Origin of the sequence: Desulfobaculum bizertense DSM 18034, assembly GCF_900167065.1 — a bacterium.
Lineage (GTDB): Bacteria > Desulfobacterota > Desulfovibrionia > Desulfovibrionales > Desulfovibrionaceae > Desulfobaculum > Desulfobaculum bizertense.
This window is the reverse complement of the sequence record NZ_FUYA01000006.1, coordinates 162,064-181,840: the sequence shown is the minus strand read 5'-3', so window position 1 is coordinate 181,840 and position 19,777 is coordinate 162,064. Positions and strand designations below refer to the sequence as shown.

At 54.1% G+C, this 19,777-nt stretch carries 11 protein-coding genes; 7 read left to right on the top strand and 4 right to left on the bottom strand.

Going from position 1 to position 19,777, the window contains the following annotated elements:
* Window positions 1-350: 350 nt before the first annotated feature.
* Window positions 351-2,717 carry a type IA DNA topoisomerase gene (locus B5D23_RS10330; protein WP_234985087.1) on the bottom strand — a complete coding sequence of 789 codons (2,367 nt, stop codon included), beginning with the start codon at window positions 2,715-2,717 and terminating at the stop codon, window positions 351-353.
* Window positions 2,718-2,835: 118 nt separating this feature from the next.
* Window positions 2,836-6,039 (bottom strand): hypothetical protein, encoded by a 3,204-nt coding sequence (locus B5D23_RS10325; RefSeq protein WP_078685363.1) that lies wholly within the window; start codon window positions 6,037-6,039, stop codon window positions 2,836-2,838.
* Window positions 6,040-6,324: 285 nt separating this feature from the next.
* Here B5D23_RS10325 and B5D23_RS10320 point away from each other — a divergent pair, with 285 nt between their 5' ends.
* From B5D23_RS10320 to B5D23_RS10305, 3 genes are all read left to right on the top strand, one after another.
* On the top strand, window positions 6,325-7,086 hold the full coding sequence (locus B5D23_RS10320; RefSeq protein WP_078685362.1) for a hypothetical protein: 762 nt from the start codon (window positions 6,325-6,327) through the stop codon (window positions 7,084-7,086).
* A 161-nt stretch (window positions 7,087-7,247) separates the two neighbouring features.
* Window positions 7,248-9,086, top strand: coding sequence for a triose-phosphate isomerase (locus B5D23_RS10315; RefSeq protein ID WP_078685361.1), 1,839 nt, complete (start codon window positions 7,248-7,250; stop codon window positions 9,084-9,086).
* A 484-nt stretch (window positions 9,087-9,570) separates the two neighbouring features.
* On the top strand, window positions 9,571-10,917 hold the full coding sequence (locus tag B5D23_RS10305) for a glutamine synthetase family protein (protein WP_078685359.1): 1,347 nt from the start codon (window positions 9,571-9,573) through the stop codon (window positions 10,915-10,917).
* A 603-nt stretch (window positions 10,918-11,520) separates the two neighbouring features.
* On the opposite strand, the gene plsY is transcribed toward B5D23_RS10305, so the two are convergent.
* A complete protein-coding gene (gene plsY / locus B5D23_RS10295) occupies window positions 11,521-12,111 on the bottom strand; it encodes a glycerol-3-phosphate 1-O-acyltransferase PlsY (RefSeq protein WP_078685357.1) in 591 nt (196 codons plus the stop codon).
* Window positions 12,112-12,364: 253 nt separating this feature from the next.
* Between plsY and B5D23_RS10290 the strand changes: the two genes are divergently transcribed.
* The 3 genes from B5D23_RS10290 to B5D23_RS10280 are packed head-to-tail and all read left to right on the top strand — an operon-like array spanning window position 12,365 to window position 15,550.
* Window positions 12,365-12,835, top strand: a complete 471-nt coding sequence (locus B5D23_RS10290; protein ID WP_078685356.1) for a MarR family winged helix-turn-helix transcriptional regulator — start codon at window positions 12,365-12,367, stop codon at window positions 12,833-12,835.
* Between the two features lie 4 nt (window positions 12,836-12,839).
* Complete coding sequence (locus tag B5D23_RS10285; RefSeq protein WP_078685355.1) at window positions 12,840-14,009, top strand: HlyD family secretion protein; 1,170 nt, start codon at window positions 12,840-12,842, stop codon at window positions 14,007-14,009.
* Window positions 14,006-15,550 (top strand): DHA2 family efflux MFS transporter permease subunit, encoded by a 1,545-nt coding sequence (locus B5D23_RS10280; protein ID WP_078685354.1) that lies wholly within the window; start codon window positions 14,006-14,008, stop codon window positions 15,548-15,550. Before B5D23_RS10285 ends, B5D23_RS10280 begins: the two co-directional genes overlap by 4 nt.
* A gap of 503 nt (window positions 15,551-16,053) precedes the next feature.
* Here B5D23_RS10280 and B5D23_RS10275 read toward each other — a convergent pair.
* Complete coding sequence (locus tag B5D23_RS10275; protein ID WP_078685353.1) at window positions 16,054-17,718, bottom strand: hydantoinase/oxoprolinase family protein; 1,665 nt, start codon at window positions 17,716-17,718, stop codon at window positions 16,054-16,056.
* Window positions 17,719-17,975: 257 nt separating this feature from the next.
* Between B5D23_RS10275 and B5D23_RS10270 the strand changes: the two genes are divergently transcribed.
* Window positions 17,976-19,295: a histone deacetylase family protein gene (locus B5D23_RS10270; protein WP_078685352.1), complete on the top strand. Its 1,320-nt coding sequence runs from the start codon at window positions 17,976-17,978 to the stop codon at window positions 19,293-19,295.
* The last annotated feature ends 482 nt before the right edge of the window (window positions 19,296-19,777 follow it).

The following is a 19,777-nucleotide window of genomic DNA, read 5'->3' as shown; positions in this document are numbered from 1 at the left end:
CCATTAAGTTTAAAAGCCGTGCAAGCTTCGCTTGCACGGCTTTTAAACTTAATGGGGATAGCGTCGAGAGCCTCTTTCTCTTTCCCGTGAGTTGCCACCATTCCTTTTGAACGCCTTTCGGCGTTCAAAAGGAATAAGTGCGGTCTGGAAAAGGCAGAAGAACACGCGTTAGGGAAACGCCCACTAGGCCAAAATTTAAGGGCCGGATGTAAGGGAAAGCCAACGGCTTTCACACATCCGGCCCTTAAATTTTGGGCGAAAGCGGGATTCCCAAGGGCCTCGTCCTTGGGCGGGGTCAAGGGGCGGCGCCCCTTGCAGAGCACGAGACGGAGTCTCGTAACCTCCCCCGCTTAATCTTTAAATCGTAAAGCGACGCGGGAGCCGTCGAGTTCGAGGTGAGCGTTGAAGCGCTTTCCTTTCTTTGAGACGAAGCGCCCGCGCTTGAAAGTTCTGCCTTTGGAGAGGAGGTCAGCGGCCTGATTCATTGTGATTTCACCGCCGAAGGCATCGCGTGGGATGCGAAAGGGGCAAGAGGGGTCGGCTTCGCAAATGTAGGCATCGGCGTGAACGAGGACGTTTTTGCCACAGGAAGGGCAGACGCCGACGACTTCGCCTTCATGCTCGACGCGGGTGGGGAGTGGTTTTTCCTTGCGCGTGGGCTTTGTGGTCGAAGATGCGGATTCAATGGGGAAACCGTTGTCGTCATAAAAAGCAACACCAGCACCCTGCTGCACGGTGGCCGCGGGCTGCGCGGAAGAGACTATGGGAAAGCCATCGCGGTCATACTGCTGACGAGCGGGGCGCGGGGCACCTGCGCGATAGTCAGAGACCGGGGCAACGGGATTCGCAGGCGGGGCGGTAGGGAAGCCGTCTTTGTCATAGGCCTGATAGTTCTTGATTCCGCGGACGTTTCGATACACGGAATCGCGAATTTCGTGCATGAATTCAGGATAGGTAAAGTCCCCGCGTTCAATGTCGCCGAGTTTCTTTTCCCAGTCGCCTGTCAGCTCAGGAGAGGTGACATCGGGGAGATGCTGAGAAATGACGTCAATGACGTGGCGGCCTGTGTCTGTCGCGACGAGTTTCTTTTTGTCTTTTTCAACGTAAGAGCGGGCGAGAAGGGTTTCAATAATCTGAGCACGGGTCGCGGGAGTCCCGAGACCGCGTTCCTTCATGGCTTCGCGAAGTTCGTCATCTTCGACAAGCTTGCCTGCGGTTTCCATGGCGGCAAGAAGGCTGGCGTCAGTGAAATGCGCTGGTGGCTTGGTCTGATGACTGGGGGCCTTGAGTGATTCGGCAGTAACTTTTGAGCCTTTTCGCAGGGCCGGAAGCGGGTTGTCCTTTGCTGTGCGCCACGGCTCAGCCACGAGCCATCCCTTGTCCTTAAAGACTTTGCCTGTGGCCTTGAATGGCTGCTCGTCAATGAGCACCCAGATGGTGCTGGAGGCATACTGAACGGGCGGCAAAAAGGCTGCGACGAAACGGCGGCTGACCATCTCATAAATACGCCATTCGTTTTCACTGAGAGCGGATTTAACTGGCCGCTTGGCTGTGGGAATGATTGCATGATGGTCGGAGACTTTTTTGTCATTCACACAGGCGAAATTCTTGGGCTTGCCATCCTTGATGCGCTCGGCAGCAAGGGGCGTAATTTCGGGAAATTCGTGATAGACCGCGCGCATGTGCGACAGGCATTCGTTGAAGACATCTTTTGTCAGATAGCGCGAGTCAGTTCGCGGATAGGTGAGGAGCTTTTTCTGCTCGTACAGGGCCTGCGCAATGGCGAGAGTGTCCTTTGCGGAAAGGCCGTAACGAGAGTTGGCCTCACGCTGAAGCGTGGTGAGGTCAAAAAGAAGCGGTGGCTTCTGCTGCCCTTTGCGAGACTTGGTGCTCTCGACAGCGCCCTGCGTGTCTGTGCAGCGCTCGACAATGGCGGCGGCGTCTTCTTCTTTGTCTATGCGGGACTCGGAGCGCTCAGGGGGGCAGTACCACTGGGCGGAAAAACTGTCTTCACCGTGGGCAAGAGTTGCTTCGACAGTCCAGTAATTGCGGGGGACAAAGTGCTCGATTTCCTGCCGCCGGTCGACAATAAGCTTGAGGACAGGGGTCTGAACGCGACCGACAGTGACAAGGGAGTGGTCCTTGAGCGTGAAGAGACGGGAATAGTTCATGCCGATGAGCCAGTCTGCCTCAGCGCGGGCAAAGGCGGCGAGACCAAGATTGCGCTTGGCTTCCCCGGATTCCATGCTGGCGAGGGCTTTTTTGAGACCCTGCTCGGTCATGTCGTTGGCCCAGAGACGCTTGATAGGCTTGGTGCATCCCGCCATCAAAAAAATGCGGCGAAAGATGAGTTCACCCTCGCGCCCGGCGTCAGTGGCGTTGACAACGGTGTCGACATCGTCTGCGGACATGAAGCGCTTGACGATTTCAAACTGCCGGGTGGTTTTGGGCAGGACAGCAAGCTTGAAGCGGGAGGGAATCATGGGGAGCTGGTTCATGCTCCAGCGCCCGGCCCAGTCTTCATTCTGTTCTTCGGGTTCGGCAATGTTGACGAGATGCCCAACTGCCCAGGTGACAACGTATTGCCCATTGGCAATAAAACCGTCGCCACGAGTACCGCGAACGTCCAATACTTTTGCAATTTCTTTTGCTACCGAGGGTTTTTCTGCCACAATCAGAGTCTTGGGCACGAGTCGTTTGCCTCCATGCTGGTGCATCAGTGCTCTACGAAGCGAAATCTATCATCTGCACAGACCTCCTTAGGGTAAGGAAAAAAGACCCCTGTGGGAATAGTCCCACAGGGGAAGCTGCGTGGTCGTGTGCCCAAAAGGGCTATCATTTCAGTTCTTGAATGCCAAGTGGCAGCGCAAAAGCGCCGGACCGCCGGAGCTTCTCGCCGTGCAGACAAAAGTCCGTGCCGGAAGAATCCGAAACATTCAGCGAGCCATGATTACTGTCGAAATACTCCTCATACATGCAGACCATGAGATACTCTCCGTCGCAAAGACTCAGATAGGGCCACAGCGCGAGAACAGGCGTGAAATCACTGCTCTGTGCCGAAGGGGTGTACGTAACTTCGCCAAAGCTGCCATGCTCGGCGCTCCAGTCCAGCGATGCCGGGGAAAAGTGGGCAGAGAGAACATACTGTACTCCTGAACTAAAACGGGCTGACTGCTGCGGAAAGGCGACATCAAACAGCTCTGAAAGAAGGGCATGTGTGAGCTTCTGCGGCTGGATGAGGAGCACAAAAGCGCCGGGCAACAGCATTGGGTACTGCGCGGGGTGAACAGGAGAGAATCCTTTTGCTCGCCGGGAATATTCCACAACAAGAACGCCGGAGTCGAGAGCGTCCTGTGCCGATGAAAAGCCACAAAACGCTGCTGCGGCGGCGAGGTTGCACTGGAGAATCCCGTGTGCAGCATCAAAAGAGAAGGCAAGGATGGAACTGCCCGACAGCGCGCTGCTGCTGACACGCTGCGCAATGCTCTGCTCGCCTGCGGGAGCCTGCACCGAGACGCAGGGCGGCTCGGCCGAAGTGGCATCATCGGCAAGAGAAACGCAGGGATGAAGGCGTGCATTCTGCGTGTCCTGAACTGCTCCCAGACTGTTCGACTCAAGGCTGCCAGAGAGGACAGGGGCGCAGGCCAGACGACCCAAGATCGGATCTGTGCTGCTTGGGAACTCCCAGATGTGGTATTCGAGAAGCTGGGCACTTCCCTTGACCGTGGTGAGCGTGACCTGAGTCTTTTCTGACCAGATAACGGAGAGGCAGAGACGCGTGGGCTTGGCCGAGAGCTTGGTGAGCTGGCGAGGGGTGGACAGGGTCAGGGCGGCCCGGCAGTCTGTGCCCGTCAAAACGGCCTCAAAAAGATAACGCCTGCCCGGTGTGAGGGGGCGCAGTGGCTTTGCGATTCTCAGGGATTCATAGCCGCATTTTTTGCAGCTCAGCGCTCCAGAGGCATCCTGCGACCAGTGTGAGGAGAATGAAAAGGTCCCAATGCAGAAACTGTTGAGACTGGGGCACAGGTCGTGAGGTCGAACTTCTGTGATGCGGGTGATTGTGCAGCGTCCTGTTGCTCCTTGCGTACCAGTGACAAAGCCGCAGCTGCTTTGTGTCCGCCCGGCAGGAAGCATGCAGCTTAGGACGCCGGTCCCGTGCGTTGCGCTGCAAAATGCAGAACAGGCGTTGGCTGGGTCGGTGCTTTCTGCGGTGAAGGCAAGGGAGCCTGCGCTCAGGGAAACCTGTGCTTCGACAAGGTAGGAGCGCGAAAGGTCTAGCCCGGTAAACAGGGCATGAGCGGGTTTTGTCGAGCTAAACTTGACAGACGAGGCCCCATCCTGTGAAGCGCCTGCGGAAAGAGTTGTCCAGTGCGGGGCCACGGGAAGAGAGCTAAGAGGGCTGGGGCAGGCACACAGCTTTTGCAGGCTGTTGGTAAAGAACTGGCGTTCGCGAAGAACGGGACCGCGCAGGGCGTGCGATGCGCGTCTAGTGCAGATGGCGCAGTTTACCGTGTCTCCGGCCTGGATGCCTGTCACTTGTGCGGCAGAGCTGTAGACAGGGTGGAGAAGTATTCTGGTGCGTATTTCTTTGCCGTTTTTTTGTTCCAAAAAGCTGGCGTACAGCTCGGTGTCATTGATGCGCAGGACCGCGTAGCAGTCTTGTGGAAGCGTGTTTTCCTGACCGTAGTTCAGGGCTGGATCTATGCCATAGAGCGCGCCAGTCAGAAGAAGCTCAACGCGGGGAGCGCCTGCAATGGTGACCGTGGAAAGCGATGCGAGGGGCAGGGCGTCAATGGATTCAATAGCCCACTGCCGCTCTTTGGCTGAGCTTTGTGGGGCGTCCAGAAGTTTTCGAACCCCATCATAGAGCAGCCCAAGGCCTGCAGTTTCTACCCCATGCACAAGGTGTAAGGCCTGGCGCGCCTGCTCAATGGCGGAAGCGGATTCTTTTGTCGCATCAGTGGCTTTTTTTTCAGCATTTGAGGTCGTTTGGGTGAGCTTTTGGATTGTGTCCTGTATTGCTGAACATTTTTGTTCAGTCGCTTGCGCGGTTTTTTGAATGTCATTTTTTGAGTTCCGCACTGTTTCCTGAACCGTGGCCATGCTGTTTGCCATTTGGCTTATGTTTTTTTGTCCTTCCTGCTGGATGCGGGTGATGGATTGCTCTGCTTGTGTTTCAATATCAGCCTGTGCGTACTGGGCTTGAGCTTCAGCACTTTGTGTGAGTTGATCAATTTGCTGAATTGACTGTGCTGCGCTTGCATCAAGTTGGGTGTGGGCTTTTTGGACCGTGTCTTTTGTCGTCTTCGCTAATTCGTCAATTTGTTTGACTGAATCTTGAGCTTTTTTCTCAAGCTGCGCCTGGATAAGCTGTGCTTCTACCTGTGCCCCCTGGGTAAGCTGTTCAATCTGGCTTAGCGACTGAGTGGTTCTTTCGTCGATTTTGCTCCGAGCCTGTTTTGCTTTGGCGTCTGTCGCAGATGTCAGCGATTCAATTTGACTGACTGACTTTTGGGTTGTCGACTGAACCTGCTCGTGGAGTTCCTTGATCTGAGTTATTGCCAGGTTTGCCTTTTGGGGGACGCTTTTGATTTTTTCAATAAATTCTGAAGGGTCCTGTCCATCTCTGGGGTCCATCCTGACGCAACGCTGGATTTCTCCCCGGAGCTGCTGGCATATACGTGTGAGGCGGTCATCTGCCTGTTCGATGAGGCTGAGGTCGGTGACCCCGGAATATCTCCAGCTGTTTTTTTGGCTGATGCTGAGTTCTGGGATAATATACAGGCGTTCATTCATCGCAAGTGCTTGTGCATCTTCCGCCAGGGGGTAGAGGATTTCCCCCTCTCCTGTTTCTGGAGAACCCATGATTTTGTAATCAATTCCCTGAACGAGCTTTTGTCCTGCTGCGGAATCATTAGGGAGAAAGTAGACGTGAAGGCTGTCTTCTTCATCATCAAGAATCCACGGGAACGGAAAATGCGTTGTGCTTCCATTGCCCCAAAAGTCCAGGTGGTCTTTGTGTGTGGTATCGACTGTCACATGCCCTCCTCTGGCTGGCGTTATGCGTTTTGCCAAGCCACATAGCATGGGCAGGCAGAAAGCTCCGGCAGCTCTGCCATCTGCCGCATTTGGCCCAGTGCCTTGGAGAGGGGCGGATTGGTTACTTCGCTTGCGTGCTTGTGTGCTGCGATTTTGTTTTGCACCGTCTTGAGTATTCCTTTATACGCCTTTACAGAACGACGCCGTTTTGTCGCATGAGTTTTGAATGCGGCTGGGTGGTGTGTCTGCTTATCAACCCCGCTTGGGGAAAGGAGTCTCCCTGCAATGTCCAAGGCATGGATTCGTGCCAAAAAGCCTGATTTTGTCCGTGATGTCGTGCGGGATTTTTGTCTTGCCCATCACGAGCTTGAGACGGAATTCAGGGCTTTTGACAGGACCGGACACGTTGATTTTGTGCAGTTGAAAAACCTGCTTGGTCTGGAGACCAACAAGGGCTTGCTGTGGCGTCTCAAGGACACCGCACATCTGCTTTTTAAAAAAAATGCGTCGGAAAATGACCTGCTTGGTCAGTTTTTGGACTGGAGCATGGGATATATTTTTCATGACACCATGAAGCTCAAGGAAGACGCATACCAGCAGCAAAACTATGCTCCGTGGTTTCGCGAGCTTCATCGGCGCCAGCTTTCTGCTGATGTGCATGCGATTTCTCAGGATCTTATGCATGTGCTTGATCAGACCAATGAAAGCATTCATCGCGAAATAAACCGTATTCGTTTTATTTTGTTCAACTGTCGTCGGCTTTTGACCCAGTACTTGCCCCGGCATCGGGAAAATGAGCTTTTGGCCCGTTTTCTGGTGGCCCGGCGTGACCTTGTGCATGAGGTTTTTGGCAGTGGTTATGAAAAGCTTTTGGCATCCATTTATGGTGAGGAGCCAGAGTTGCGCTTTTTGCTTGCTGCCCGGAGCTGGCGCTCTGGCGGGTGGAAGGATGAGGCTCTCAAGGCGCTGAGTGAGGCGCAGTGCCTGAATGCAGAACATCCGCTCCTTCATGAAGAGCTGGAGCGAATACACGCGAGACGTTCATAATAACGGTATTTAAAGGCGAAATGCAGACGCATTTCGCCTTTTCTTTTCCCGACTCAAACTCTTGATTTGCCAAGTTTGTCTTTTTTGGTATCTTCGGGCAACACTCACGGCCTTCCTTCCATTGTTCATAAAGACACTTCCATGTGCAAAGGAGTCCCCAAATGTCCGTCTTGACATTCAAGAGCCCCGGTCTGCATCGCTTGCAGAACCCGGACAGTCCTGAACTGTTCCGCGAGAACTTTCCATATACGAAAGTCGGGCGCATCAACTTTGATGGTGAGTTCACCATCCCGCATCCTGCAGATCCCATGTTCATTACGGACACGACGTTTCGTGATGGACAGCAGGCACGGCCTCCGTACACCGTCCGTCAGATTGCAACACTCTATGATTATTTGCATAAGCTCGGTGGTCACTCTGGCCTGATTCGACAGAGTGAGTTCTTTTTGTATTCCAAAAAAGACCAGCGCGCAGTGAAGGCGTGTTTGGCCAAAGACTACGACTTTCCGCAGGTCACGGGCTGGATTCGTGCCAACAAGAATGATCTGGAGCTTGTGCGTCAGATGGGGCTGAAAGAGACGGGTATGCTCACCTCTGTTTCGGACTATCACATCTACCTCAAGCTCAAAAAAGACCGCCAGAAGGCGATGGATGACTATCTGGAGCTGGTGGAGAAGGCTCTGGAATGGGGAATTGTTCCACGCTGTCATTTTGAGGACGTGACGCGTGCGGACATTATGGGTTTTTGTGTGCCGTTTGCGATTCGTTTGATGGAGCTTGCAAAGGGGAGCGGGCTTCCAGTCAAGATTCGCCTTTGCGACACCATGGGTTTTGGCGTGCCGTATCCGGGAGCAGCGCTTCCGCGCTCTGTGGCGCGCATTGTGAACGCCTTTACACAGGACGCCGGAGTTCCGAGCGAATGGCTGGAATGGCACGGACACAATGATTTCCACAAGGTACTGACCAATGCGGCGACAGCGTGGCTGTATGGTTGCAGTGGAGCCAATGGAACGCTGCTTGGCTTTGGCGAGAGGACCGGTAACGCGCCTCTGGAAGCTCTGGTCATGGAATACATTTCGTTGACAGGTGATGACAACGCCGCCATGACCGAGACCATTAGCGAGATTGGCGAGTATTTTGAGCGTGAGCTTGGCTACCGGATTCCAGACAATTATCCATTTGTTGGGCGTGACTTTAACGCGACAAGTGCCGGGATTCATGTGGATGGACTCATCAAGAATGAGGAAATCTACAATATCTTTGACACGGAGAAGATTCTGAAGCGCTCTGTGCCGATCATCATCACAGACAAGTCCGGTCGGGCCGGGGTTGCGTACTGGATTAACCAGCATCTTGCTTTGGCTGGAGATGACCGCATTGACAAGCGGCACCCCATTGTCGGGCGCATTACGAGGGCTATTGAGCAGACGTATGAAAAGGGTCGCACCACGCATTTCTCCAACGCGGAGATGAAGGCGCTGGTAAAGCGGTACCTGCCCGAGCTGTTCCCAACGGACTTCGACCACCTCAAGGACATTGCGCACAAGCTGTCTGCCCGGATTATTGCCCGGCTGTCTGCCCGGAACGAAATCCGGCAGATGCGTACCGATCAGGTGCAGGGGCTTCTGGATGGTTTTCTCGAGGAATTCCCGTTTGTGCAGTACATCTATCTTATCAACACGAACGGGCACCTTGTTTCGCACGCCATCTGCCACAAGGAAGACGTGGAGAAGTACAAGACTTTTGACGAGCACACAGACTTTTCTGCTCGTGAGTGGTTCACGGTGCCGACCAGAACTGGCAAGCTTCATGTGACGGACTTTTTTAAGTCGCAGTTCACAGGCAAGTTGTGTCTGACCGTGGCAACGCCTGTTGATGATGAAGAATCCGAGATTCAGGGCGTGCTTGGTGCGGACATCCGTTTTGAGGAACTGCTTCGTCGGCACGAGATGATAATCCCGGCGAGCGACGATGAGGATGGAGAGGAAGAGATCCTTTAGGAGGAGACGCTTTCTTCTCACTTTAGCTCCAAAATTCGGGCAAAATAGAAAAAAGACGCAGTCATCGTGACTGCGTCTTACTTTTTTGTCATATTTTCGCCATATGGCGGGGAAGCGTGGCTGGGCGGGGATTTTTTCTTATAAAAAGTTTTTGCCCTGTGAGTCCGTGACGGAGAGGGAACTTTTTTGTGGCTGCATCCAAAAAAACAGGACTGAGCTTGCCAAAATTTTGTGGCTGAGTTATGATAAAAAGGTATTTTTGACAAAAAAGTAATAAAAAAAGGTGAAAGAGTGTGAAAAAATGCACAAAAATGTCAAAAGAAACTTGTTGCACTCCGGGGCGCCCTTTGCTATCCAATTGGCTCAGCGGGACTTTCTCCTTTTGGCCCGCCTTTTGAATTACTCTGAAAAGTTTGCAGCACCCCGATCCATTGATCGGTCACTTTTATAAAAAAACGCCCAGCACCCTTTGGAGGAAATGACCATGGAAAACACTCCCGTTTTCAATTGCAAAAACGCTGACGACGTCCTGAAGGCCGTTCGTGACTACAACGTCAGCTTTGTTCAGTTCTGGTTCATCGACATCGTCGGTACCCTGAAAAGCTTCCAGGTTACCCCTAACGAACTCGAAGCCGCTTTCGAAGAAGGCATGGGCTTTGACGGCTCATCCATCCTCGGCTTCACCCGTATCGAAGAATCCGACATGGTCGCTATCCCCGACCCCACAACTTTCCAGATGGTTTCCTGGCGCCCAACCGAGCGCCCCGTCGCTCGTATGTTCTGCGACATCATGAAGCCCGACCTCACCCCTTACGAAAATGACCCCCGCCACATCCTGCGCAAGGTCATCGCTAAGGCCGCTGAGAAAGGATACACCTTCTATGTCGGCCCTGAACTCGAGTTCTTCGTCTTCGGCGACTCCAAGTCCCCACAGCTCCTCGACGTTGGTGGCTACTTCGACGCTCCGCCGCTGGACCTCGGTAACGACATCCGTCGTGACATCATTTTCGCCCTCGAGCGTATGGGTATTCAGGTCGAATACTCCCACCACGAGGTCGCTCCCTCTCAGCACGAAATCGACCTCCGTTACAACGAAGGCCTTAAAATGGCCGACGTCGCTACCACCTACCGCGTCGTCGTTAAGGAAGTCGCTCGCAAGCACGGTGCCTATGCTACCTTTATGCCCAAGCCTATCTATGGCCAGAACGGCTCCGGTATGCACGTCCACCAGTCCCTCTTCAAGAACGGCCGCAACGTCTTCTTTGATCCCAAGGACCCCAACTGCCTCTCTGCTGAGTGCAAATCCTACATCGCTGGCCTGCTCAAGCACGCTAAGGAATTCTGCTGCGTTACCAACCAGTTCGTGAACTCCTACAAGCGTCTCGTGCCCGGCTACGAAGCCCCTGTGTACATCGCTTGGGCTCAGCGTAACCGCTCCGCTCTTATCCGCGTGCCTATGTACAAGCCCGGTAAGGAAGCCGCTACCCGTATCGAACTCCGTAACCCCGATCCGGCTGCTAACCCCTACCTTTGCTTCGCTGTCCAGCTCGCCGCTGGCCTCAAAGGCATCGAGGAAGGCTACGAGCTCGCTCCCGCCGTTGAAGAAAACATCTTCGCCTTCAATGAAGTCGATATGGATACCCACGGCATCGAATCCCTCCCCGGCGACCTTTACTCCGCCGCTAAGGAACTCGAAAAGTCCGAGCTTATGAAAGAAACCCTCGGCGAATCCCTCCACCGGAACCTCGTCGAGAACAAACTCGCTGAGTGGGACGAGTACCGTACCCACGTCTCCGAGTTCGAGATTAACAAGTACCTCCCCGTACTCTAATCTCCACAACTTCTTTCCCCCATTCGTTGAAAGCGTAATCCCCCCTCCTCGTGAGGGGGGATTTTTTTGGCATTTGAACAGGTGGTGTCTGAGGTGGGTGGGGATACGAGACTCCGTCTCGTGCTCTGCAAGGGGCGCAGTTTTATTGGGGCGCTGCCCCAAACCCTGCAAGGGGCGCTGCCCCTTGACCCCGCCCAAGGACGAGGCCCTTGGGAATCCCGCTATCGCCCAAAAATAAGGGGCCGGATGTGTGAAAGCCGTTGGCTTTCCCTTGCATCCGGCCCCTTATTTTTGGCCTAGTGGGCGTTTCCCTACCCCGTGTTCTTCTGCCTTTTTCTACCGCACTTATTTTCTTTCTGAACGCAAGCGTTCAGAAAGAAAATGGTGGCGAACGCGCGGGAAAGAGAAAGAGGCTCTCGACGTTATGCCCAACAAGTTTGAATTTCATTCACGCGAAGCGTGGAGGGAATTCAAACTCGATGAGGATACGTAAGGGAATCATTCCCTTACGCGGGGGGTTGGGGGCAGGCCCCCAATCTTCTTCTTCCCACCCACCCATCCAGCGCTAACGTGCTGGGGCAGGCCCCCAATTCTTTCTTCTTATTAATTTTTCTTTTTTTTCCAGCTTTTTTCAGTTCCGTGAGCGAGTCGCTGAATATTATCAGCGTGTCGGTAAAAGACGAGAGCGGCGATGAGAGCGGCGAAGAAGGCGAGTCCAAACTGTCCGGAGAGGATGAGGAAGAGGACGAGAGCGGAGACGAGAGCGAGGGAGCCGAGGGAGACGAAGCCAGAGGCGAGGACGACGCCGATAAAGACGAGACAGGAGAGGAGGAGTGCGCCGGGGGCGAGGGCGAGGAAGGCGCCGACGGTTGTTGCGACGGCCTTGCCACCTTTCCAGTCGAGGAAGACAGAGTAGACGTGCCCGGCGACGGCGGCGAGGGCGACGAGTCCGAGGAAGAAGGTGGAGTCGCTGAAGGTGGAGGCGAGGTAGACGGGCAGGAAGCCTTTGCCTGCGTCAAACAGGAGCGTCAGCACGCCATAGCGAAAGCCGCAAAGGCGGGCGACGTTTGTTGAGCCTGTGTTGTGGCTTCCGTCGAGCCGCGGGTCGATGCCACAAAATATGCGGCCAACAAAAAGTCCAAAGGGCACTGCGCCAAGCAGATAGGTAACGGCGATCCAACCGAGTGACAGCATGTGTTTCTCCTTAAAAAAAAGTGTCGTCATGAATGGGGTAGCAGCACTTATGCAGATGAGCAAGACGCACTGTAGCAGAGATTTGCAGCGTATAAAATGGGGCAAAAGCAGCCCTGCTTTCTACCTAAAATCCTTGTTTTCATAGAAAAAACATATGCTTTTTATATGAGAAAATAATTTAGTTGCATGTCCAACGATTTTCACGTTAGAGAAGAAGAATAGAGAAATACGAATTCGAGCTGAAGGAGAGGCCATGGTGTGGAGAAGAGACGGAATACTTGGTCGCTGTATTTCGGTGTGTAACCGAGTTGGGATGACATACGTCGGAAGACAGCTCTCGCCTCTTGGGATCGGTAAGGGGCAGTTCATGCATATGGCGGAGCTGTACTACGAGGACGGGATAAGCCAGGAGGAGCTGGCGGGCAGGCTGTACATGGATAAGGGGACAGTCGCCAGGGCGCTGGGGCACCTTGAGAACAAAGGATATATTGAGAAGCGGGCAGACGCAAAAGATGCCCGTAAGAAGCTTATTTTTTTGACAGAGAAAGCCAAGAAACTCGAGGGAGAGTTTATTGGAACACTGATTCGCTGCAACGTGAATGTGACGGAAAATATTCCGGACGAGGAGCTGCAAACCTGCATAAGTGTTTTGCAGCGAGTGGCGAAAAATATGGAATCTTCAGTAAACGATGAGCCGCTTCGAAAAGAAGTGGAAGAAGGATAGCGGTATGGCAGACGAACAGAATGGGACGGAAAAACACGCGGGGCTAAAACGCAAAATTTTTGCTGGCCTGCTCGTACTCATGGCAGTTGCTGCACTGGTCTGGTTCCTGTTCATGCGGGGCAAGGTGCAGACAGACGATGCCTTTGTTGATGGTCATATCTACATGATTTCACCGCGAGTGAGCGGATACGTCACAGACGTTTTGGTGGAAGACAACCAGTTCGTGAAAAAGGGGGAGTCGCTTCTCCTGCTGGACGAGACGGATTATACAGTGGCACTTGCTGAGGCGCGCGCCGCGCTGGCTTCTCTGGAGCTTGGTGTGCCGCTGGAGCGGAGCCAGACCGGCTACAAGGTGCAGAGTGCAACCGCAGCAAAGGTCAGCCTTGAGCGGAAGCTGGAAGAGCTGGCCAAGCGACGGGAATCGGCACTGCACAGCTTTGAGAGTGCAAAAAGTACGCACATCAAGGCTGCAAAGGATCTGCGCCGCTATCGCACACTGGTCAAGGACGACGTGGCTCCGCAGTCGCAGCTTGATGATGCCGTGATGGCCGAGCGGACTTCGCAGGCGGCCCAGTCGCGTGCCGAGTCAGAAGTTGCCGCTGTTGAGCGCGAGATCGCTGCAACTAAGGCTGATCTCAAGCGACTGGCTGCCAACATTGATCTTGCCGCAACGGGCGAAGGTCTGGCCGAGATTAAGTCGCGTGAGGTTGAAGCGCAGATGGCGCGTGTTCACAAGGCTGAGCTGAATCTCAAGTACTGCGATGTGAAGGCCCCTGTTGACGGGTACGTCACCAAGAAGAACGTCGAAGCCGGGCGCGTTGTTGCTTCTGGGCAGCCCGTGCTGGCTGTGGTTCCACTGGCTCCAGAGGATCTCTGGATTACGGCCAACTACAAGGAAACGCAGCTTGAAGACGTTCGCGTCGGTCAGCATGTGACCATCAAGGTCGACACGTATTCCGACGTGACTCTTGAAGGCGTTGTGGAATCCATTATGGCCGGAACAGGTTCTGCCTTTTCGCTTTTCCCGCCGGAGAATGCTTCTGGCAACTATGTCAAAGTCGTTCAGCGCATTCCTGTGCGCATTCGTCTGACCAAAACGGAGGGAATTCCGCCCCTGCGCATTGGCATGAGTGTTGTTCCCACCATTCACACCAACGGCGGCGATGACGAATGACGGCCAAGGCTCCAGGAAAGTGGCTTATAACCTTGTCGGTTATGCTGCCCACCATGATTGAAGTGCTCGACACCAGCGTGGCAAATGTCGCGCTGGAGCACATTCAGGGCAGTCTTTCAGCCGGGCAGGACGAAGTCACATGGGTTCTCACCTCGTATCTCGTGGCCAATGCCGTGGTTATTCCCATGAGTGGCTGGCTTTCGCGCATGATGGGGCGCAAGCGCTATCTTGTTGCCTCCGTTGCGCTCTTTACCTTGAGTTCACTCCTTTGTGGTGCTGCGACCAATCTTATGCAGATCATTCTTTTCCGCGTGATGCAGGGCATTGGTGGCGGTGGTTTGCAGCCCGTGTCGCAGGCCATTCTGCTTGAGACTTTCCCCGCCAAGCAGCGCGGTATGGCGATGGCTATTTTTGGTCTTGGTGTGGTCATGGGACCAATCTTTGGCCCGCTCGTTGGTGGCTGGATTACGGACACCTGGTCGTGGCGCTGGATTTTTTACATCAATTTGCCGTTCGGCATTTTGGCCTTTTACATGTGTTCTGCCTTTGTGCAGGACCCACCGTATCTCAAGCGCGCCAAGAAAGGCGAAGAAGTGGACGTGCTCGGTCTCGCCTTGCTCTCTGTCGGCATTGGCTGTTTGCAGATTGTTCTCGACCGTGGGCAGCAGGATGACTGGTTTGCCTCCACAAACATTACGGTGATGTCCATTATTGCCGTTTCTGCTTTGAGTTTTCTCGTTTGGTGGGAGTTACGGCACAAGAATCCAGTTCTAGACCTGCGCATTTTCAAGAGTGGAAGTTTTTCGATTGGCTGTGTGGTGATGTTTTTAGGCTTTTTCGCCTTTTTCGGCTCCATTGTTTTGCTCCCGATGTTTCTTCAGGGGCTTATGGGCTACACCGCGCTTCTCGCTGGTCTCGTGCTTGGACCCAGTGGCGCTGTCGTCTTCATCTTTATGCCCATCGCGGGCAAGCTGACTGAGCGCATTGACGCTCGCTGGATTCTCTCCTTTGGGCTGCTTTTATGTTCCTACTCGTTGTATCTCATGGCAGGTTTTAACCTGAACATTGATTTCTTTAGCGCGGCGCTTCCGCGTGCGATTCAGGGTGCAGCGATGCCGTTTTTCTTTGTCGCTCTCTCTTATCTCACTTTCGCCTACGTTAAGAACAATCAGATGAACAATGCCTCTGCCCTCTACAACCTTTTGCGTAATCTTGGCGGTTCCTTTGGAACAGCCTTTGTGACGACACTTCTCGCCCGGCGCGCTCAGTATCATCAGAATATCCTCACTGAGCACATGACGCCGCTTAACCCCATTTATCAGCTGCGACTTTCAGAAATTCAGCAGGCTTTGACTGCGAAGCTCGGCCCTCTTTCCGACCATCTCGAAGAGGCCCGCGCCTTTCTCTATCAAGAGCTGATGAAGGAAGCCAACGCCCTCGCATTTAACGACGCCTTTTACATTCAGTGCCTCATCTTCCTCTGTCTCGTCGGTGGTGTCTGGTTTATGAAAAAACCACCCATTAAAGTCGATGAAGAATAAAAAGAATGGGTGGGGGAAAGTTGGGGGCCAGCCCCAGCCTGAAAAGGCTGGATGGGTGGGAGGGGAGAAAACCGGGGCCAGCCCCGGACCCCGCGTAAGGGAATGATTCCCTTACGTATCCTCATCGAGTTTGAATTCCATCCACGCTTCGCGTGAATGAAATTCAAACTTGGGTGAGAATGGCGTAAAGAGCTTCTTTCTCTTTCTCGTGCGTTCGCCACCATTTTCTTTTTGAACGCGAGCGTTCAAAAAGAAAGGGTTGAGGCGCAAAGAAAAAGAACACACGCCCAGTTAATTAGGCCGAAAAAAAGGGGACCGAAATGGAGAAGAGAGCGTAGCTCTCATCACATTTCGGTCCCCTTTTATTTCGGGCGAAATCGGGATTCCCAAGGGCCTCGTCCTTGGGCGGGGTCAAGGGGCAGCGCCCCTTGCAGGGTTTGGGGCAGCGCCCCAATAAAACTGCGCCCCTTGCAGAGCACGAGACAGAGTCTCGTTATTCTCTCTTAATCAACGCCGGGGCGGAGCTGACATTTAACGCGAATGTTCTTGCCGGTGGTGGAGTATCCTTCGACCATGCTAAATGCTTCAGCCTCGGTGATTTCTGGTTCGGAGTCGCGAACGGAGACGCCGCGAGAGCGGAGAAATGCGAGGATTTCTGTGATAGCGTCAGCCTTGGCATCCTCAAGGGTGTAGTTCCGAGCGACGTGCTTTTTCACATCGAGGGAGGGGATGAAGAGGGAGCCTTTTGCGGTGTCGGCGAAAAGTTCAACGTCGAGGGTGGTCCGAGTGCGGGCGGCGCCAATGGCGTTGGCGACGGAGTAGTGGTCTGGCAGCTCGACGGGCAGAGAGAGGGCGTCCTGAATGGGGTCGAGCATGGCCTGAGCGGGACCACCCATCGCGACGACGCGACGGGGTCGAACACTCTTGCCCTTGAGCATCTCATAAATGGTGTACACGGGTTTCTCGTTGATGCGTTCAACCATGCTGCGAACGGCTTCGGCAATGGTGCTTGCGGCGACGCTGACGACCTTCTGCGCGAGTTTCTCGGGAGACATGTCCCAGAGCTTGGCAAGTGCGGCAATGCCTGTCTTTGATGCTTCGACGTCGCCAAAGTCGCTGAGTCCGAGAGTGTTGAGGGCGTCAGTCAGAGTGGGGGTGCAGCCTGAGCCGGAACACACGGCAAGGGCGGGTCCCTGACGATCGGGGCCGACGGTAACACCAGCCTCGCGGGAGAGACGAATAGCGGAGTCGCCACCAATGCCAATGGGGGTGACGCGAAGCGCCTGCACGAGCGTGGGAGCGCCATTGATGGCCATGCCTTCGCTTTCGATGAGTGGTGCGCCGTTGGCGAAAAGGGCGATGTCCGTGGTGGTTCCGCCGATGTCCAAAAGAATGGCGTCATCCTGCACGTCGCAGAGGGAAATAATCCCCATGACACTTGCTGCTGGTCCGGACAAAATTGATTCGACAGGAGTCTCGCGAGAGGCTTCAAGAGGCATGGTGCCGCCGTCAGCCTTGAGGATGTTAATCTCCGCATCGAGACCAAAGTGCGCGGCGCTTTCTTCCACAGCCTGCGCAAAGTCGTTGTAGACGCGCCAGACCGCGCTGTTGAAATACGCAGTTGCGACGCGGCGGGGGAAGTTGAGCGTTCCAGAGAGGGAATGCCCAAGAGTGACGCGATCTGGAGCCAGCGCATCATCCAGGGCCTCGGCGAGCTGGTTTTCATGCGCGGGGTTGCGGGTGGAGAACTTGGTGACAGCGGCAAAGACACGCAGATTGCGCTCCTTGCAGGCTTCAAGCGCGGCATCGAGATCGCGGGGGCTGAGTGATTCCTGCTCGGTGCCCCGGTGGTCAATGGAGCCGCCAAGGACGAAGTAGTTTTCGCCGATGCGGTAGCTTTCGGGGTCAATGCCGGGGCCGGAAGAGACCAGGACGCCAACGGGTTCGGTTTTCCCTTCGACAATGGCGTTGGTGGAAAGCGTAGTGGACAGGTTCACGCGGCGGACGGCTTTGGGGTCAACGCCGTGAAGGACCTTTTCCAGTGCTGTTCTGATGGAGGAGAGCAGATTTTTGTGGTCAGTCGGAATCTTGATTGACGCCTTGATTTCCTGACCGTCCAGTACAACGGCATCCGTGTGTGTTCCTCCAACATCAATTCCAAGCAGCATGGTTTTTCTCCAGATTCTTCATCTCATAAAATTTTTTTATAGAAGCAGGCTGTGCCCAAGGTAACAAGATTCACGGTGAAGTAAAACCAGCCAGAAAAGGCGAAAAGTGTCTTTTTTTGATATGCGAAAAGCATGCAGGAGAGGCTTTGCTATGGCGTGCTGTAGGCGCTCATGCGTTCCGCTCAGTTGACATTTTGGGGCGGAAGTCGTCTCCTCTCTGGAAAAAGCAATTAATGGTGCAACGATAGAGAGGCGTCATGCTCAAGGCACAGAATCGACTCGGTATCATATTTTTCCCGGCCTATGACTGGGCCATTAGCCCTACCCATCCAGAACGCGAAGAGCGCCTGCTGTATACGCAGGACCAGCTTCGTGAAGAGGGGCTTTTTGATATCGAAGGAATAACAGAACACAAACCCGACATTGCGACAGCAAAGGACATTGAACGTGTCCATTTTTGCTTTCCCGATGTGTCCGAAGTGACAACAAAGAGTCACTTTATTTCGGCCGGTGGCGCTATCCGCGCCGGGCGGCTCGTTATGGAGGGCACAGAGGACAAGGCTTTTGCTATGGTGCGCCCTCCCGGCCATCACGCCATGAAGTGTGTTCACGGTAATCGCGGATTTTGCAATATTAACATTGAAGCCATCATGATTGAGCACATCCGTGCGAATTATGGGCACAAGCGTGTCGCGGTGGTCGACACTGACTGCCATCATGGCGACGGTTCACAGGACGTGTTTTGGCACGACCCGGATACCCTGTTTATCTCGCTGCATCAGGATGGTCGTACTCTGTATCCCGGTACGGGCTTCCCGCAGGAACTTGGAGGTCCCAACGCCTTTGGCAAGACCATCAATATTCCGCTGCCGCCTAACACCAGTGATGAGGGCTTCCTCTACGTCATTGAGAACGTTGTGAAGCCGCTCCTTGATGATTTTAAGCCTGATCTCGTTATTAATTCGGCCGGGCAGGACAACCACTTCACTGACCCGATTACCAACATGAATTTCTCTGCGCAGGGCTATGCAAAGCTCAACGAGCTTGTGAACCCAGACATTGCCGTGCTTGAGGGGGGCTATTCCATTCAGGGCGCTCTCCCCTATGTCAATCTCGGGATTTGTCTCGCTATGGCTGGCGCGGATTACTCTGGTGTTCGTGAACCGAATTATGACCCGGATCAGCTCCGGCAGCCCGCAAAGGTGACGGACTACATCAAGGACCTGAGCGACTCCATTCGTGAGCTGTATTTTGACCCGCCGCGTGGCAACATCGAAGGGCGTCTCGTTAACGGTATGTATGTCCGCGACAAGAGTATTTTTTACGACACGGACGGCATCAACGAGAATCAGGTCGAGTCCATTACCAAGTGTGATGACTGCCCCGGTGTGCTCAAGATCGAATCTCGCTCCACTGTGAACCCCCTTTCCGTCGGTATTCAAATCCCCCGGAACTGCTGCCCCAAGTGTTACGCAAAGGCTATGCAGATGTGGGAAGATGCACAGATAAAAGGCAACTACCGCTACCTTAAGCTCATCAACCTCAAAGATGACGACATTCAGTCCTTTGGATTTTAATGCCGTGTTTTGATGGATGAGTGGGGGAAAGTTGGGGGCCAGCCCCAGCACGTTAGTGCTGGATGGGTGGGTGGGGGAAGATTGGGGGCCAGCCCCCAAACCCCCGCGTAAGGGAATGATTCCCTTACGTATCCTCATCGAGTTTAAAAGCCGTTCAAGCTTCGCTTGGACGGCTTTTAAACTTGTTGGGGCTGCCTAAAGCGGCCTCTTTCTCTTTCCCGTGCGTTGCCACCATTTCCTTTTTGAACGCTCGCGTTCAGAAAGAAAATAAGTGCGGTCTGGAAAAGGCAGAAGAACACGCATTCGGGAAACGCCCACTAGGCCAAAATTAAAGGGCCGGATGTACGGGAAAGCCAACGGCTTTCACACATCCGGCCCTTAAATTTTGGGCGATAGCGGGATTCCCAAGGGCCTCGTCCTTGGGCGGGGTCAAGGGGCAGCGCCCCTTGCAGAGCACGAGACAGAGTCTCGTACCCCACCCA

What these genes read in the sequence shown, in the direction of transcription:
- B5D23_RS10330 (WP_234985087.1), bottom strand. Translation starts at nt 2,717, where the DNA reads ATGCACCAGCATGGAGGCAAACGACTCGTGCCCAAGACTCTGATTGTG.
- B5D23_RS10320 (WP_078685362.1), top strand. Translation starts at nt 6,325, where the DNA reads ATGTCCAAGGCATGGATTCGTGCCAAAAAGCCTGATTTTGTCCGTGAT.
- B5D23_RS10315 (WP_078685361.1), top strand. Translation starts at nt 7,248, where the DNA reads ATGTCCGTCTTGACATTCAAGAGCCCCGGTCTGCATCGCTTGCAGAAC.
- B5D23_RS10305 (WP_078685359.1), top strand. Translation starts at nt 9,571, where the DNA reads ATGGAAAACACTCCCGTTTTCAATTGCAAAAACGCTGACGACGTCCTG.
- plsY (WP_078685357.1), bottom strand. Translation starts at nt 12,111, where the DNA reads ATGCTGTCACTCGGTTGGATCGCCGTTACCTATCTGCTTGGCGCAGTG.
- B5D23_RS10290 (WP_078685356.1), top strand. Translation starts at nt 12,365, where the DNA reads ATGGTGTGGAGAAGAGACGGAATACTTGGTCGCTGTATTTCGGTGTGT.
- B5D23_RS10285 (WP_078685355.1), top strand. Translation starts at nt 12,840, where the DNA reads ATGGCAGACGAACAGAATGGGACGGAAAAACACGCGGGGCTAAAACGC.
- B5D23_RS10280 (WP_078685354.1), top strand. Translation starts at nt 14,006, where the DNA reads ATGACGGCCAAGGCTCCAGGAAAGTGGCTTATAACCTTGTCGGTTATG.
- B5D23_RS10275 (WP_078685353.1), bottom strand. Translation starts at nt 17,718, where the DNA reads ATGCTGCTTGGAATTGATGTTGGAGGAACACACACGGATGCCGTTGTA.
- B5D23_RS10270 (WP_078685352.1), top strand. Translation starts at nt 17,976, where the DNA reads ATGCTCAAGGCACAGAATCGACTCGGTATCATATTTTTCCCGGCCTAT.